The organism is Riemerella anatipestifer ATCC 11845 = DSM 15868, from assembly GCF_000252855.1.
GTDB lineage: Bacteria > Bacteroidota > Bacteroidia > Flavobacteriales > Weeksellaceae > Riemerella > Riemerella anatipestifera.
In genome coordinates, this window is sequence record NC_017045.1 from 242,275 (window position 1) to 259,776 (window position 17,502).

Below are 17,502 nucleotides of genomic sequence, written 5' to 3' on the forward strand. Positions count from 1 at the left end.
AAGATTTTAATTCGTAATTCTTTTTCTTTGTAAAGACCTAAATTTATGATTATCTACATTTTTGAGATAGTTAGTCAGTTGAGGATTACTCATACTATCTTTGGTAAGGTAAATTCTGCCACCCAAATCCAATACAATTTGGTCTAAATCTTCAACGAGTTTTTTGAGCTTTTTATTCACTTTAAAATCTAGTGCAAGGGTATAACCTTCAAAAGGGAAGGAGTTGTATGCTTCTGGATTATTCTTTCCAAATAACTTTAGTACCGCTAAAAAAGAGCCATTACCACTATGAGCAATAGTTTTTAAAATTCGCTCCATACCTTCTTTGCCTTTGTCTTTTGGGATTACCATTTGGTATTGTATAAAACCGTTCTTACCATAGATTTTATTCCAATTATTGATGGCATCTAGAGGATAGAAAAAAGTTTCATAATCAATGATGTTTTTGACGATTTTTTTAGACTGTTTTTTGTAATAAAGCCAATTGAAGATTTTTACAGTCCATTGGTTTAGAACAAAATTTGGGAAATAAAAAGGAACACTTGGCTTTAATTTAGACTTTAGAGCTAAAGGGTTTTTTGCTAACTTAGAAGGAAGTTCGCCCTTTAGAGCGTGTTCTCCTCTCATAAGTATAGATTTACCAATATCATCTCCTTTCTGTAAACAGTCTATCCACGCTACGGTGTAAGTCCAATCTTCACTTTCTTCAAAGAGTTGAAAGATTTCATCTAGGTTTTTTGCTTTGATGCTTTCTTGTCGGATATAAGCCGTATCTATATTTTTAAGCTGAAACTTAGCCGATAAAATAATGCCTGTAAGCCCCATTCCGCCAATAGTTGCCCAAAATAGATCTGCGTTTTCAGTTCTAGAGCAGGTGATTATTTGAGCGTTGGTATTCAGTAGTTTAAATTCTAAAACATATTCTGAAAAACATCCTTCTGAATGATGGTTTTTGCCGTGTATATCAGAAGCTATGGCTCCTCCAACGCTAATGTATTTAGTACCTGGAGTTACATACAAAAAGTAACCTTGTGGTACAATAACTTCTAAAACATCAGAAAGAAGAACACCTGCTTCGCACTCAATAATTCCGTTTAGCCTATCAAAATTAATAAATTTGTTCAATCTTTTGGTTGAGAAGATATGTTCACCTAAAGAAGCGTCTCCATAACATCTACCATTTCCTCTAGCGATAACTTCGGAACGACTTTTAACAAAATCTTTAATTTTTTCAAGATTATCTTCTGTAACTATTTCCTTTTCAACAATGGGAAAGTTTCCCCAATTAGAGACTTTTTGTATATGATTTTTCATTATTGTTTAGCGTAGATTTGGTAAAGAAAAACAACAATCCATAATACCAATGTAATTTGTATGTATCTATCTTTGTAGACTATTTTCGTTGGAGATTCAGTTCGATTATAAACTAGAGTTTGCTGTAAATATCTTAAAAATGCAAACAAGACAAAAACCACCGTATAGAAAACTCTAGGATGAAATCTAGCTTGTACTTCTGGAGATAAAGTAAACATAAGATAGCAAACGATGGCCAAAGCACAGCTAATAGAAAGTGCAATATCTGCAAACTGAATGTTATAGCCGTCTAATGCTTTCCTAGTTTTACCTGTTAGTTGGGCATTTACTAATTCGCCTCTTCTTTTTTCAATTGCAAGAACTAAAGCGAGAACAAAGGTAAGTAAGATGGCCCATTGAGTAATGATAAGTCCTGTAATATAACCTCCTGCTAGTACTCTGAGTACAAAACCAATTGCAATAATGGTAATGTCTAAAATGGCAATATGTTTAAGTTTGAAGGTATAAGCCAAATTCATTACGAAATAAAATAAAATAATACTTCCAAATTTCCATATATTACCAATATTAAATACCGAAAGTCCTATCCATAAACTTCCCAAGATTGATAAAATAAGTCCACTAAAAAGAATTTGAGCTGTAGTTTTTGAAATAGCTCCACTAGCTAGAGGTCTGTTTTTTTTCTCAGGGTGTTGTCTATCAGAATCTATATCCATATAATCGTTGATGATATAGATACTGCTTGCTGTGAGTGAAAAAATAAGAAATGCAAAAAAACTAAGATAAAATAAATCAACTTCAAGTATTTTACCTGAAAAGAAAAGAGGAACAAATACAAAAAGGTTTTTTACCCATTGTTCTACCCTAAGTAGATTAAAATATTTCTTCATAAGTTTTTGCAAAGCACAAAGATAACCATAAAAATAAAAAAACCGCAACTAAATGCGGTTTTGATTTTATATAGAGTCTAGATTAGTTCCCTTTCTGAGCCTCTTTTATCATATTTTCGTTAGCAGTGATAGCGAACTCTACTCGTCTGTTTTTTGCTCTTCCTTCGTCTGTATCGTTACTAGCGATAGGTTCTGCTTCTCCTACACCTTTAGCAATCATTCTACTAGATGCTATACCAAGAGAAGAAAGATAGCTTACTACGGCATTAGCTCTTCTTTCAGAAAGTCTTAAGTTATAATCATCAGCACCTCTACTGTCTGTGTGTCCGTAAACATTGATATTAGTGTCAGGATTATTCTTAAGCACTTGAGCTAATTTATCCAAATTGGTTTTTGCTACAGAAGTAAGGTTAGCAGAATCAAATCCGAAATTAACCGTATTTTCATTAAGGGTAATTTTAATACCCTCATTTACTCTTTCTACTTCCGCACCAGGTAAGGCTTCTTTAATTTCTTTGGCTTGTTTGTCCATTTTGCTACCGATAACATTACCTGCAACACCTCCAATGATACCGCCTAAAACAGCACCAGCAGGAGCATTTCTACCATTGCCTATATTATTACCTAGTACACCTCCTAAAACAGCACCAGCAGCAGCACCTATAGCAGTTCCTTTTTGTTGATTATTAGCGTTTTGAACAGATTCGCAACTTGTAAGTAGCAAACTTCCTGATAAAAATAATGCTGCTACATTGGTTTTATTAAATATTTTCATTTTATGGTTTATTTAGATTGATTTACTTTTTGAAATTCATAATACACTTTTATATAGTTACCCTCGAATGGAACATTCTGAACTAATGTAAATGAGTTATCTGTTTGGTTTTGGAATTCTAATACATACCCAGAAACGTTTTGTTTAGCTTTTTCTCCAGAGTGTATTTTTTTAAACTGAAACTGATTTCCGTTTACCACTTCAAATTTGATAGGTTGAGATATCGCAGGACAACCATTATTTCCATTAAGAGTGTAGTTACCAGTCCAATTATTAGGTACTAAAGACCAAGTGCTTCCCAAGAAACATTTAGCATCTACACCTTCATCAAAGGGTTTAATTTTATAGTTTTTGTCGTAATTAACACTTGCAACTTCCCAAGTTCCTTTAAGTTTCATAAAGTCTGAACGCTGATTTTGAGCTTGTTGACCTTTATGTACTGTAGAGCATGCAGACAAAGATAAAGCTCCTATAAGTCCAGTAAAAAGTAGTTTTTTCATTATTATATTATTTTATACTCTGTTAAGTAGTAAAAATTGTGCCAATTAGCTTTTAAGTATCAAATAAAATGTAATCTAAGGTGGATTTTTAAGAGAAATAAGATTTAATTTTTAAAATGATTATCTTTGAAAACATAAAATATAGAGATGACTAAATTTTTGATGTTTATATTAACATTTTTCTACTCTCTTAGTTTAGCTCAAAGTGTTAAGGATAAGTTAGATAAAGCAACTAAATCGTTTTTGAATTCCCCTAAAATGTACGCGGCTAATATGTCTTTTTATGTAGCTGATGAAAATGGGAATTTTATCTATGAATATCAAGGAAATAAAGGGCTTTCTACGGCTAGCACACAGAAGATATTTACCGCTGCTACAGCTTTGGAGCTTTTAGGGAAAGATTATAAATACAGGACTAAAGCCGTTTATGATGGCGTTTTAGAAAGGAGTGTTTTAAAGGGAAATATTTATATTACCTCCAATGGAGACCCTACTCTTGGAAGCTGGAGATATGACGGTTATAAACCCGAAGATTTTCTAGAAAAGTTCTATACAGCTTTAAAAAATCAAGGTATCAAAAAGGTAGAGGGTAATTTAATTATAGATGATACTTATTTTGACTTTCAAACCACGCCAGGAGGTTGGGCTTGGAACGATATAGGTAATTATTATGGTGCTGGAGTTTGGGGCGTTAATTGGAGAGAAAACCAGTTTGATATAGATATTGAGGGTGGAGCTTCTATTGGTAAACCTACAAAAATTAAGTCTTTTTCTTATCCTTTGGTACAAGTAAAATGGTTTAATGAGTTAACTTCGGCGGCTTCAAATTCAGGAGATAAAAGTTTAATTTATACCGCTCCATACAGTTCTGTGGCGAGTATTAACGGAACACTTCCTGCTCAAAAAACAACTAAAATTTCGGGAGCAACGCCTAATCCACCAGTTCAGTTAGGGGCAGAAGTGGTTAGTTGTATTAAATATAAAGGGATAGAGTTCTCAGGAGAAGTCATAACAGGCAGACAATTACTTTTAGATGGAAAATCTGTTCCGTCTGTTACAGGCAAGTCTTTTTTTGAATACGAATCTCCTGAGTTGAGTAAAATAGTCTATTGGTTTTTGAGAAAAAGTGTTAATCTTTACGGGGAAACCTTCATTAAAACTCTAGGAAAAGAGCAAAATAATGACTCTAGTTTTTCTAGTGGTGTTTCGGTGCTGAAAAACTTTTGGAAATCTAAAGGAATTCATTCTGCGATGATTAATTTTACGGATGGTAGTGGGTTGTCACCTCAGAACTATGCTTCGGCTAGGGCAGAAGTTCAGGCTTTACTTTGGGCTCAAAAGCAACCTTGGTTTAATGAGTTTTATAATGCATTACCTATTTATAATGATATGAAAATGAAAAGCGGTACAATAAAAGATGCTAAAGGTTATACAGGTTATCATACTTCTAAAAATGGTAAAAAGTATGTTTTTTCTATTATCGTGAATAATTATGATGGAGATGGCATCAATAATGAATTATTTTCAATACTTAATAACCTTAAATAATTGTATTGTTATTCCTAATGAAAAAAAACAGGAACATATTTTCTAAAGTCAATTTTTTAGTTGTTTTTCTGCTATTTAGTTCTGTTGTATTTGCTCTTATTATTTACTCTGTGGTTATTGTGAGAGATTTAAGGCAGAAAGAAACGGCTAATATGGCAGTTTTTGCCAAAGCTATGAGGTTTTTACAAGATGAAAATCAGGGAGATGTAAGAATGCTGGAGCTGGTTCAGGAAATTATTACCACTAATGATAATATCCCAATTATTGTAACTAATCACCAAGGAGAACCAATTAAGGAATTTATCAAAAATATTCCTGATAAAATTAAAGATAATTCAAAGGCTCTTAAGGTTCGCTTAGAAGAGATGAAAGAAGGATATCCACCTTTTGAGTTGCAAATTTCGGAAGGTAATATACAGTATCTTTATTTTGATAATTCGGATTTAATGAATAGCCTTAGATACTATCCTGCATTGCTTGGTTTTTTCATTTTATTGTATCTGTTGTTTGCTTATTGGTTTTTTAAAATCGTAAAAAAAACAGACGAAGGCTATCTTTGGGCAGGATTGGCTAAGGAAACAGCACATCAAATAGGAACGCCTCTTTCCTCTATGATAGGTTGGATAGAAATTCTAAGAATGGAGCATGAAAATAGCGTTGGAGTGCAGGAGATAGAAAAGGATATACATAGGCTTACTACAATATCAGAGCGTTTTTCTAAGGTAGGTTCAGTCCCAGAGCTTAACGATTTTAATCTCAATGAAACTCTACAGCAAAACTATGATTATCTTAAAACTCGTATTTCTAAGAAAGTGGAATTTAATATAGCTTTACCAGCTAAGGAAGTGCTGATACCTCATAATCGTATTCTGATGAGTTGGGTCATAGAAAATCTTATTAAAAATGCGGTAGATGCAATGAAAGGCGATGGTAAATTAGAATTGAAACTCTATCAAAAAAATAAAAAAGTGATTATAGATATACAAGATACAGGTTGTGGTATGTCTGCAAAACAAGTAAGGAATGTTTTCAACCCAGGATATTCTACTAAAAAGAGAGGCTGGGGGTTAGGGTTATCTCTATCTAAAAGAGTGATTAAAGACTACCATAAAGGCGATATAAAAGTTGCCCATACAGAGATTGGTAAAGGAAGTATTTTTAGGATAGAAATAGCTTAAATCTATAACTTTACGCTAAGAACTACTTTTATGAATATATCTCGTTAGTTTAATCCCCATATCCGTCCATAGAATTTTCGCATTGGCATTTCTGCTAAGGTGATAATCCGCATCAGAAATCTCAGAAAGGATATCTTCTATATTTGCACCGTGGATAAAGTTAGAAAAAGCCTCCCAATTAAAATTATTTTTCATTAGTCTTTTATAAACTAAATTTTGGACACCATAATTCTGTAACATTGCCAAGCGAAACATTTCGGTACAATATTCCAAGAAGTTTTTTTGTTTCTCTCTATTCCAATCGGAAATGCTTTTAGCCCAAATAATAAGGTCTTTTAACACTTTAGGATTTTTTTTCGCTTGGAAAGCTAATCTTACCCATTGTATAAAATAATCCTCATACTCCTCGTCAGAATTTTCTGCGGTAATGAGCTTTAAGGCTGTGTTATAGTTGCCTTGGGCTTGGTGTAGGACTTCTTTAATTTTATCTTCGTCAGAGGTAAGATGCCTGATGCCTTCTTCTAAATCTTTCTCTTCAATCCTAGGAACCTGAATGATTTGGCAACGAGAAAGTATCGTTTGGAGCATCACCTCCGAAGAGTTGGCTGTAAGGATAATAATGGTCTTTTCAGGCGGTTCTTCTAGAAATTTAAGGAATTTGTTTGCCGCGTCTTCACGCATTTTATCGGCATTCCAAATAATGAGTATCTTGGTGCCACCCTCAAAACTTTTAAGGCTAAACTTTTCGCTTTTATCTAGAATTTCATCTACAGAAATGTAGAGTTGTTTATTTTCGGCATTTAGTTGGTTTACCCAGTCGTGATGTTCGGAGTAAGGGTTTTTAAGCATCATCTCCCGCCAAGTATCAAAGAAAAAACTACTTACAGATTTCCCCTTATCATCTCTAAATACAGGAAAACTAAAATGAACATCTAAATGATTAAGATGCTCCACTTTGGTAGCGGCTTTTTCATTTTCTCGTTTTAAGATTTCTTGGGCGTAGGCTAGAGCTAGAGCTAAAGTTCCGTAACCACTTTCTCCCAAAAATAATTGAGCATGGCTTACTCTATTATTATCAATGCTTTCTAGTAGAGTTTGCTTAATTTTATTTTGACCAATAACCGCTTCCCAATTCATGTTCCAAAGATACTAAAATCTCTCTATTTTCCAATTTTTTTAGGTTCTGTAACGCCTTAACAAACTTTAACGCCTTTTAAATTTTCTCATTTCATTTATAATTAGGATATTTGCGTTCTGATTAAGATATTTATATAGATAATGAAGAAAATCATTAACGCATCGTTCATCATTTTTGCAGGATTATTGTCTGCACAGAATATAGGTAATTCGCCCTATGCTGCCTTTGGAATAGGAGATACTAAATATGATAATACTGCGGAAATAAGTGCTATGGCAGGGATTTCTACGGCTTATGTTTGGGACTTTAACAATAGTTTTAACTTTAGCAACCCAGCCGCAAATACTAACTTTGGTTTAACGGCTTTTAAAATACAGGTGAATAATGATAACCAGTACCTTAAGTCTAATTATAACAATCTAGATGTTACTAAGCATTCTTCTTATTTATCTAACATCTCTATAGCATTTCCAATTTCGGAGAAGGTTAAGTTTGGTTTAGGTTATCAGCCTTATAGTTCTAAGCGTTATGATATTCTTTCTCAAACCACAGTGAATGGAAGTGTAACACAGGCTAATTCTTTTGCAGGAGAAGGTACACTCAATACTATTCAGTCTGCTATAGGTTATCAGATTACGCCGTCTTTCTCTTTAGGTTTAAGAAGTAACTTTTACTTTGGGAAGATTATAGATAGAGAAGAAGTAGCTATTTCTGGAGCGGAACTCATCAACGGTTTTGAGACTTCTAGAAAGATAAAAAGCTGGAACTTTACCTTAGGTTCTGTATATCAAAAGAAATTGCCTAAGGATAAAAAAATGACGATAGGGGCTACCTACACCTTTGGCAATATAGGAACTATAGATGCTTCTTACCTTAATAGTACCTATTACTACTATGGTAAAGAAAAGATGGACGAAACCGTGATTTCTAAGGAAAGCTATAAGGAGAACGATATTATCCCACAAAGAGCCTCATTAGGTCTTGGTCTAGGGCATGATGCTAAGTGGTTTATCTCAGCTCAAATGGATTATACTAAAGGTGGAGCAGTAAAGTTTTCGGGAGCTCCTGCTACATTTAAAGATGCTTACCGTGTAGCAGTAGGAGGGTGGTATCTACCGAACCATAACGATTTTAGAAACTATTTTTCTAGAGTTATCTATCGTTATGGAGCTTACTATGAAAAAGGCAACCTTAACATCAATAATACCAATATCAACGAATATGGTATTAGCTTTGGAGGGACATTTCCATTCCAAAATTCTAATGTAATGAGAATGAACGGAATTGATTTAGGAATTGATTTAGGTAAGAGAGGGTCTTTGAGTAATAATCTTATCTCTGAAAGATTTATCAACTTCAAAATAGGGCTTAATTTTGCCGATAAATGGTTTAACAAACGCCAGTACGACTAATATTGGAGTTGGCTATCAATGAAACAAACAATAGCTAAAATATTAACTAAAAGTATAGCTACCCTATCTATGGGGGCTATATTTTTTGTTTTAACCTCTTGCGAGGAAGACCTTACCAAGTACAACCAAAACAAACCGACCAACTTTGCCTCTAGGATTATCTATAACGCAGATATTGTGCAAAGAGATTCTGGAGCGGTAAAAATTAGGTTTAAAGCCCCTCTTTTAGAAGAGTATGAGTTTATAGACACGCCTTATGTGGAAATTAAGAAAGGGCTTTATTTGGAATTCTATGATAAAAAGAAGCCTAAAGTACCAGGTAAACTATGGGCAAACTATGCCAAAATAATACAAAAAAAGGATTTCTACGAAGCTAAAGGTAATGTAAAAGTCATCAATAACGAGGGGCAAATATTTGTAATGCAGTCTATCTATTGGGACAAAAAGAACAATAAAATGTACACTAAAGACACTGTATTTATTACCGATAAAGACGGGAATACCTTTGTGGCTTCTGGTGGAATGAATGCCAAAGACGACTTCTCCGAATATGTTTTGTATAACAATTCTGGAAACTTTAGTGCTAAGGCAATCCCTGAAATGGGGAAATAAAAAAAATCCGTCCCAATTTAGTATTCTGAAACGGATTAAATTATAGAATTATAACTGTTCTATCTTATCCGTTAAGTTATTGATGAAGTTTTGAAGTGGTTTCTCTACCATCATTTTGATAAAAGGATTAAATTTTCCTTCAAATAAAAGCTGTACTTCTGTTTGGTTTTCATTGATAGCGTTCATCATTCCTGTAAGACCAAAATCTAAACTAGAGCTAGCAGACTTTAATACTACTTTTTCGCCTTCCTTTACTTCGTCTATTTTAAGAGCAATTTCTGGCATACCTTTAAGCCCGAACTTAAAACCATCAGCTACTGTTTCAAACTTTTGTAGTCCTTCAGGCATCAGTTCTTTGTAATCTTCTGGGCGTTTCAGCATTTCAGATAACTGTTTAGCCGATTTATTTACGATAATTTTTCTTCCTTCTAAATTCATTTCTTATTTTTGTTAAATTATTAAACTTCCGCAAATGTATAAAGTTTTTATCAATGAAAAAAGATTAATCATCAGTAATCAACCCGAAAGTACGGAGCATAACATAATATTTATTGATGAGAAAAATATAGAAGAAGGGATAGAACTACTAGAAAAAACTTCTGCAAGAGAGGTTTGTGTTTACGCTTCTAATGTAGATGAATTGTGGAAGAGCTTTAAATCTTTATTTCATATTGTAGAAGCGGCAGGAGGTTTGGTAGCGAATAAAGAAGACAAAATTTTATTTATCCATAGACTAGGGAAGTGGGATTTGCCTAAAGGTAAGCTAGAGAAAGGCGAAGGTGTAAAAGAAGCGGCTGTAAGAGAGGTGGAAGAAGAAACAGGGATTACAGACTTAGAGTTACTAGATTTCTTACAGGAAACTTATCACATTTATACCGAAAAAAAGAAAAGAATACTCAAGAAAACCTATTGGTTTACGATGAAATACAATGGCTCTGAAGTGCCTTCTCCACAGATAGAAGAAGGCATCAGCAAAGTAGAATGGAAATCTCATAAGGAAATCCAAGAATACATTTATCCTCAAACATTTAAGAATATACAGCTACTAATCAATCTTTATTTTAGATTAAACAATATCGTCTAATAATTTCTCTAGAGCAATACCTCTTGAGCCTTTTAGTAGAATGTTTTTAGTAGTTAGAGGTTGATTTTTAAGATATACGGATAGCTGTTGAGTGTTAAGAAATGCAGTGCCTTGTGTATTCACACTAGAGAAATGTTTCCCAACGGTAATAATTTTATCAAAATTGAGAGATTGTGCTTTTTGAAGAATAGTTTTGTGTTCTTCTTTGGAAGCATCGCCTAGCTCTAACATATCCCCAATGATTACGGTTTTACAGCCATTAAACAAAGCAAAATTCTCTAAAGAAACTGCCATACTACTAGGATTAGCATTGTAAGTGTCTAATACTAAAGTTTTATCTCCTTTTTGCATAATTTGAGAACGCATATTGGTAGGAGTGTACTCTTGTATGGCTTCTTTAATAAGATTTTTGTCAATACCAAAATGTAGTCCTAGAGTTACAGCTGCTGATATGTTTGTAAAGTTATAAGCTCCTGTAAGTTGCGAAATCATTTCTTCGCCTTCAAAAATAAGTCCTACTCTTTGATTATCGTAGAATAATTGGAAATCATAATCAGATTGAAGTGTTCCAAAACAAATGATTTTAGAATAGTCTTTTGTTTTTTCTACCTGTATGGTATCGTTGGCATTAACTAAGATTTGTTTATTTTCTTTTTTAAGATAATCATACAACTCTGATTTTCCTTTGATAACACCTTCTACACCTCCAAAGCCTTCGAGGTGTGCTTTGCCAAAATTGGTAACATAGCCATAGTCGGGCTGAGCTATTTGGCATAAACGTTCGATTTCTTTTTGATGATTAGCCCCCATTTCTACCACTGCGATTTCGTGCTCTGGCTTTATAGAAAGTAGAGTAAGAGGAACCCCTATATGGTTATTAAGATTACCTTTAGTAAATTGTACCTTATATTTCTTAGATAATACTGCAGCTATGAGCTCTTTAGAAGTGGTTTTTCCATTACTTCCTGTAAGAGCAATAATAGGAATGTTAAGTTTATTTCTATGAAAGATAGATAATTCTTGTAAAAATTTTAAAGTAGAAGGAACGTAAAAAATATTTTTACTGATATTTTCGTACTCCTTTTGTTCCACTATCACGGCTAAAGCTCCTTTGTTAATAGCGTCTTCTGCTAATGTTGCCGCATTAAAATTCTCGCCAGAAAAAGCAAAAAATAAATCACCTTCAGCAATAGTTCTACTATCAATGGAAACTTTATTGCTTTTTAAATATATTGGATAAAACTGTTCTATATTCATAGCCCAAAAATAAAAAAACCTTTCTAATAAAGAAAGGTTTTTTTAGAGTTTAGAAAGTTGTTTATCTTTTACTTCTTTTGTTCATATTGTCTTTAGCATCTTGTGCCACACGGAAGCCTACCCAACCGTAAGCTCTTGTTTCATCTCTATATCTTCTTTGCCCTGGGTCTAGCCAATATGCGGTATCTTTCCAGGAGCCACCTTTAACTACTCTAGAGCTATTAGAAACGTTAGAGGTTCTAAACTTTTTATCTTTCTCTAGAATAACTTTCCCTTTAGCATCTACAAAGAATCTTCTCTTGGTAGAGTTATACATGTCAAACTCTTTAGCAGCAGCGCTATCAAGTTCTCTTCCATAGCCAGCTTCTAAAGAGGACATAAAGTCCCCATCACGGAAATTTCTTTTATCCTTAACCACTTCTCTTTTGTATTGTCCAGGTAATCCTTTATATACAAGTCTTCCGTCCGCTAAAGTATCATAGGTAATGTTTGAACCATCTAGTTTAGTATAGGTTCCATCAGCATTTTTTACCATTTGTTTATTTACATTACCTCTGTAATAGTTGAAGTCACTAGCTTCATCATCTATAATAGGTCTATAAACATCAGCAGTCCATTCAGCTACATTACCATACATACCATAAATACCTAAGTCGTTAGAAGGGTATTGTCTTACATCAGAGGTTGTTGGAGAGCCGTCGTTATTCCAACCAGCAGGACCTGAATAATCTCCTCTACCATACTTAAAGTTTTCAAGGAACATACCCCTATTTCTACCCTTGTTGCCTCTCAATTTATCAATTTCTGGAGTTTTACCTGTATAAAGATTGTACTCTCTATTTTTTTGTAAACCTAGAGCTGCAAACTCCCATTCTACTTCTGTTGGAAGACGGTACTTAGTAACTACCCCCGAAGTTGCGGCTCTATTGGCAGCAAGTATCCTAGAATTGGTAGTTTTAATACCTGTTTTTTGCTTTAATCTTTGCTCGTTGATATATCCTTGCATTTCAGGATCGTTAGCTTTATACTTATCAAGTGTAAAAGAAGCTTGTCCTTGATTGTTACTTTCGTTAGTATATAAATCTTTAGATAATACCCCTTGATCCATGAGGATTCTTTCGCCCACTCTATCTGTTAACCACTCGCAATATCTATTGGCTTGTAACCAAGAAACTCCAACTACAGGATAGTTGTCAAACCCTGGTGAACGGAAATAAGTTTCAGAATAATCATTTCTAGACAATTCATTATTCCAAACTAAGGTATCAGGAAGTGCTCCGCTGTAAATATCTTTAAAGTTAGGGTCAGAAGAAGGGAAAACAAATTTTAACCAAGTTACATAATTGCGATAATCATAATTGGTAACTTCTGTTTCTCCAATGAAAAAAGAACTAACCTGCATTCTTCTAGGAGTATTGTTCCAGTCGTGCATCACATCGTCTTTCACTAGTCCCATAGTAAAAGTACCTCCTTGTACGAACACCATACCTGGCTGCCCTTTCTGCTTTTCCTCTTTTCCAGAGAAGAACCACCCTTTTTGGTCATTAGGTTTCCATCCTGTAAGACTTGTAGTTTTACCTGAACCTCCACCTTTTTTGGTATTGCTATTACCGCAACTAACTAAAGCTAGGGAAGAACCTAATACACATAATGAAAATAACTTTAGTTTTTTCATTCGATATAATATTTTTCTTTTATTAAAATTTAAACAATCAGTGATGAGAATCAACCGAGTCTCATCTCAAAACATTTTTCAGCTTACAAAGAAAGTTAATTTATTCTACTTTACAAAATAGATTTTAACCTTTTTTGCAAAACGAAGAGAATTAAATTTTATTGTTTTAATTTTTTATTTTTACTTTGCAGAGGAAATAGATTTATTCTAAATATATTAGAAATATTCATTATGAAATTATCAGTTAAGAGGAATATACTACTAGCAATAGTTTTTATATGTAATTTTTTCGGAGCTCAAACCACTCAAATACAATGGCAGGGTAGTACAGAACTGAGTTATGGTACGAATAAATCGGTTAAATTACCTAGTTTTACCAATAAAGAATTAGTATTTGATAATAATCAAATATACCTTCAAAATACCACAAAGGTAACCCAAGATGAAAGTTATAGTGTTACAAATTTGGTGTGGGAAAAACTTCAAGATAATCAGAAGTTTGATTTAGATGCTTCTTTAATCACAGTAGAGGAGGACGCAGAAGTGAATGTGCAAAAAAACTCCTTTGGAGAAGGTTTTCTTCTGAACTTGAGAATTAAAGTTATAAAAAAAGAAGGTAACGAGCTTAAAAAATTAGTTTCATACACTTTAAAAAAAGAAGACAGAGTTTTACGAGCTAATAACAATTCGAATGAGATTTTATCCACTTCGGTGACTAGTCCATTAGCTTCAGGAACTTTTTATAAAATAAAGGTAGATAAATCAGGCGTATATAAAATTACTAGTCAGTTTTTGAGAGATAATGGTATCAATCCGTCTTCTATCAATCCTAAAAATTTCAGAATATATGGTAATGGCGGGCTTATGTTGCCTGAATATAATTTAGATAAGTATTATAATACTTTACAAGAGAGTGCTATAGAAGTGGTAGGAGAAGAAGATGGACGATGGGACGAAGAAGATTATGCTCTTTTTTATGCCCAAGGTGCAGATGGTTATGCCTTCTATAATAGGAATAATCGTAAGTTTGATACTCGAATAGATAGACCTTCTCACTACAAAAATATCTACGAAGACAATGCTTATTATTTTATCAATTTTGACATAGGTGCTGGTAAGAGGATTAGTACAACTCAAGATACTACACCCACGACCGACCTTATTACAGAATACGATGCCTATCAGTTTATCAATGAGGATAAGAATAATCTTAGAGGGATAGGTAGATTGTGGGTAGATGATGCTTTTAGTAGTGCAAAGGAAGTTACTTTTAATCTAACGGACGTTCCTTCGGATTCTAGAGTGAAATTTAGAACAAGATTAATTGCTAAAGATGCTCAAAGTACTAAAATTACCTTAAACATAGGAAGTAGTACCTTTGAACAAAGTGTTTCTGGACAAGGTGGATATAATTCTATTTTATTCCTCTCTTCTATATCTTCAGACACTAATAAAGTAACGTTTAATTATACTCCAAATATAAGTGCTAATCCTAATGCTGTATTTTATCTAGATTACGCAGAGATAGAGTATAAGCAACCTTTAAGATTCAATGGTTCTCAAATGAATTTTAGAAATTTTGGGATAGCGGAGACTTCAGGACAAAACTATGGATTTCAAATTAGTAGTGCTGAGGCTATTGATAGAGTTTGGGATGTGTCTGATGTAACTAATGTTAAGAATAAAAAGAACCTTAACTCTGCGAATAACCTTTTTACTTTAGCTTATCTTGCTAATAGTGATACTTTTAACAATGAGTTCGTTGCCTTTAAGCTAGATGTAGCTTATACACCTAGTTTCATAGGTAGGATAGAAAATCAAAATTTACAGGCTCTTACAGATGTAGATTACCTTATTATTACAAGTTCTGATTTCGCAACAGAAGCCAAAAGATTGGCAGATTATCACACTCAAAAAAATGGATTTAAAACAGCGATTGTAGAGCCTGGCAAAATATATAACGAGTACAGTTCAGGTGGACAAGATCTTACCGCAATAAGAAACTTCATTTCTCATCTTAAAAATAATGGAAGATTAAAATATGTACTATTATTGGGAGACGGCTCTTACGACTATAAAAATCGTACAGGGAGTAATTCTAATATTGTACCCACTTATGAAAGTGAAAGCAGTTTAGATTTTAGTAATTCTTATGTTACTGATGATTATTTTGTAATGACTTCACCACAAAGAAGCACTTCTTTGAGTAATGTTTTACCTGACCTGCCTATTGGGAGAATTCTCGCTAAAAATATAACAGAAGCTAAAATAGGGATAGATAAAACTTTAGCATACTACAACGCTTTGCCTAACCAATCTACGCCTTTCGGAGAATGGCGAATGAATATGGATTTTGTTGTAGATGACGATAGAGATGGAGGGGCTCCTTTCCACGATGAAATTAATTCGGCTTTAGTTAATTTGTTTGAAACTAACACTTCAGATAAAAAGGAGTATCATATTAGAAAACTTTATTTAGATTCATTTTCTCCGGAAACTACTGCAGGAGGGCAGAGATTTCCTCAAATTACACAGGGGATTAACACAGCTATGGGGAACAGTTTATTTTTGTTCTATTTTGGGCATGGTGGACTTAATGGGTGGGCTCAAGAGAGAGTGCTTACACTTAATGAAGTTAATCAATTTAACAACTTTAGCAGTACTTATAGTCGTTTTCCACTTGTTTCTACTATTACTTGTGAGTTTACACTTTGGGACGACCCAAATACACCGTCTTTAGGAGAGATTTTATTTAAATTAAAATCGGGAGGTCCAGCCATGATGATTACTTCTAGTAGGGAGCTAGGAGTGTCTTACGGGAGAAGATTTACCAATTCATTCTTAGAGTCTATTTTCAAAAAAGAAAATGCAGAACGTTTCTACACTTTAGGAGATGCTTTTCTAATGGCGAAGAATAATTTTGGGGTTCACCCAGATCATCTAAAAGTTAATATGTTGGGAGACCCAGCAATGAGGCTTAGCCGACCTGCACCTAGAATTGTGATAGACCAAATAGAAAAACCAACTCAAGAGAGTTTAAGGGGGTTGGATTTTGTGAAAATTAAAGGTCGTGTCAATACTATTTCTGGGGATTTAGATGAGGCTTTTAATGGTAAAATAGTAGCTAACATTTTTGATAAAATACAAAGTAAAAAAACACGAAATAATGATGGTGGCCTAACACCGATACTTAATTATAAAGAAGAAGGAAATCCTATTGTTAAAACCTCAGGCACGGTTAAAAACGGAGTTTTTGAGATAGAGTTCTATATGCCTAAGGATATTGATTTTAGTTTGGGAGACGGAAGGCTACTCTTATATGCGGACAATAAAGAGATGGATGTTTACCAATCCAAAACGGTTAAAATTGGTGGTATCAATCCTGATGGTATTAAGGATAATGAACCTCCTAAGATTAAACTTTTTATGAATAATACCAATTTCGTTAATGGAGGTATCACAAATGAAAATCCTGTATTTTTGGCTTGTGTTACAGATGATACAGGGATTAACGCCACAGGAGCTGGTATAGGACACGATATTACAGTAATTTTAGATGGAGAAGTTATCAATACCATTGTTCTTAATGACTTCTATACTTCGGGGGAGGGAAATGGTTGTGTGAGTCCTAGTCTTAAAGATTATCAGAAGGGAATTGTAAATTATCCTTTTAGGAATTTAAAATCGGGAGAACATCAATTGGTATTTAAAGTTTGGGATATTAACAATAATTCCTCAACAGCATCGTTAAACTTTGTAGTGAGACCTCATGCGGAGGAAAACTTGGTGATAAAAAGATTATTAAATTGGCCAAACCCATTCACTAATAAAACTTACATTCAGTTTGAACATAACTGTCCTGATGTTTTAGAAGTAGGCGTTCAGATTTATACCATTACAGGGAAACTTGTTAAAACCCTACGCCATACGGTAAGTTCGGAGCCTTTTAGAGAAGGGTTTAGAACAGGAAGGCAGCAAATAGAATGGGACGGAACAGATGATTATGGTGCAAATGTGGGAAAAGGTACTTATATTTACAAAGTTTTTGTAAAAAGTACCAATCAGGAGACTTGCAAAGGTTCTTCTACTCAAATAGAAAAAATGATAATATTAAAATAA

The 17,502-nt window shown here is 33.7% G+C and carries 14 protein-coding genes; 6 read left to right on the forward strand and 8 right to left on the reverse strand.

Translation table 11 applies throughout. The annotated features are described in order from the left end of the window. Positions 1-6: 6 nt before the first annotated feature. The 4 genes from RA0C_RS01350 to RA0C_RS01365 all read right to left on the reverse strand — a co-directional run bounded on the left by RA0C_RS01350 (position 7) and on the right by RA0C_RS01365 (position 3,479). The gene (locus RA0C_RS01350; protein ID WP_004919194.1) at positions 7-1,314 is read right to left on the reverse strand and encodes an FAD-binding oxidoreductase; all 1,308 of its coding nucleotides are present in this window, start codon (positions 1,312-1,314) and stop codon (positions 7-9) included. Next, on the reverse strand, positions 1,314-2,204 hold the full coding sequence (locus tag RA0C_RS01355; RefSeq protein ID WP_013446677.1) for a UbiA prenyltransferase family protein: 891 nt from the start codon (positions 2,202-2,204) through the stop codon (positions 1,314-1,316). Before RA0C_RS01355 ends, RA0C_RS01350 begins: the two co-directional genes overlap by 1 nt. Before the next feature lie 82 nt (positions 2,205-2,286). Then, entirely contained in the window at positions 2,287-2,979 is a 693-nt protein-coding gene (locus tag RA0C_RS01360; RefSeq protein WP_004919189.1) for an OmpA family protein, read from the reverse strand. Positions 2,980-2,987: 8 nt separating this feature from the next. Then, positions 2,988-3,479: a lipocalin family protein gene (locus RA0C_RS01365; RefSeq protein WP_004919187.1), complete on the reverse strand. Its 492-nt coding sequence runs from the start codon at positions 3,477-3,479 to the stop codon at positions 2,988-2,990. A 147-nt stretch (positions 3,480-3,626) separates the two neighbouring features. Here RA0C_RS01365 and dacB point away from each other — a divergent pair, with 147 nt between their 5' ends. Together dacB and RA0C_RS01375 are read left to right on the forward strand one after the other, a co-directional pair. Further along, complete coding sequence (dacB, locus tag RA0C_RS01370) at positions 3,627-5,027, forward strand: D-alanyl-D-alanine carboxypeptidase/D-alanyl-D-alanine endopeptidase (RefSeq protein WP_013446678.1); 1,401 nt, start codon at positions 3,627-3,629, stop codon at positions 5,025-5,027. 17 nt (positions 5,028-5,044) lie between these two features. Continuing rightward, the gene (locus RA0C_RS01375) at positions 5,045-6,205 is read left to right on the forward strand and encodes a sensor histidine kinase (protein WP_041404281.1); all 1,161 of its coding nucleotides are present in this window, start codon (positions 5,045-5,047) and stop codon (positions 6,203-6,205) included. Positions 6,206-6,220: 15 nt separating this feature from the next. Here the strand turns inward: RA0C_RS01375 and RA0C_RS01380 are convergent, their stop codons facing one another. Next, positions 6,221-7,342, reverse strand: a complete 1,122-nt coding sequence (locus RA0C_RS01380; RefSeq protein ID WP_004919181.1) for a DNA polymerase III subunit — start codon at positions 7,340-7,342, stop codon at positions 6,221-6,223. Positions 7,343-7,483: 141 nt separating this feature from the next. Here RA0C_RS01380 and RA0C_RS01385 point away from each other — a divergent pair, with 141 nt between their 5' ends. Both RA0C_RS01385 and RA0C_RS01390 read left to right on the forward strand, forming a co-directional pair. Continuing rightward, entirely contained in the window at positions 7,484-8,755 is a 1,272-nt protein-coding gene (locus RA0C_RS01385) for a hypothetical protein (protein ID WP_004919179.1), read from the forward strand. A gap of 18 nt (positions 8,756-8,773) precedes the next feature. Next, the gene (locus RA0C_RS01390; RefSeq protein WP_004919177.1) at positions 8,774-9,367 is read left to right on the forward strand and encodes an LptA/OstA family protein; all 594 of its coding nucleotides are present in this window, start codon (positions 8,774-8,776) and stop codon (positions 9,365-9,367) included. A gap of 48 nt (positions 9,368-9,415) precedes the next feature. Here the strand turns inward: RA0C_RS01390 and RA0C_RS01395 are convergent, their stop codons facing one another. Continuing rightward, positions 9,416-9,805, reverse strand: coding sequence for a hypothetical protein (locus RA0C_RS01395; protein WP_004919176.1), 390 nt, complete (start codon positions 9,803-9,805; stop codon positions 9,416-9,418). Between the two features lie 34 nt (positions 9,806-9,839). Here RA0C_RS01395 and RA0C_RS01400 point away from each other — a divergent pair, with 34 nt between their 5' ends. Continuing rightward, entirely contained in the window at positions 9,840-10,451 is a 612-nt protein-coding gene (locus RA0C_RS01400) for an NUDIX hydrolase (protein WP_004919174.1), read from the forward strand. Here the strand turns inward: RA0C_RS01400 and RA0C_RS01405 are convergent. Then, the gene (locus RA0C_RS01405) at positions 10,434-11,708 is read right to left on the reverse strand and encodes a UDP-N-acetylmuramoyl-tripeptide--D-alanyl-D-alanine ligase (protein WP_004919172.1); all 1,275 of its coding nucleotides are present in this window, start codon (positions 11,706-11,708) and stop codon (positions 10,434-10,436) included. The two genes, RA0C_RS01400 and RA0C_RS01405, sit on opposite strands and share 18 nt — an antisense overlap. A 61-nt stretch (positions 11,709-11,769) precedes the next feature. After that, a complete protein-coding gene (gene gldJ / locus RA0C_RS01410; RefSeq protein ID WP_013446680.1) occupies positions 11,770-13,383 on the reverse strand; it encodes a gliding motility lipoprotein GldJ in 1,614 nt (537 codons plus the stop codon). A 231-nt stretch (positions 13,384-13,614) separates the two neighbouring features. Between gldJ and porU the strand changes: the two genes are divergently transcribed. Beyond that, positions 13,615-17,502, forward strand: a complete 3,888-nt coding sequence (gene porU, locus RA0C_RS01415; protein WP_013446681.1) for a type IX secretion system sortase PorU — start codon at positions 13,615-13,617, stop codon at positions 17,500-17,502.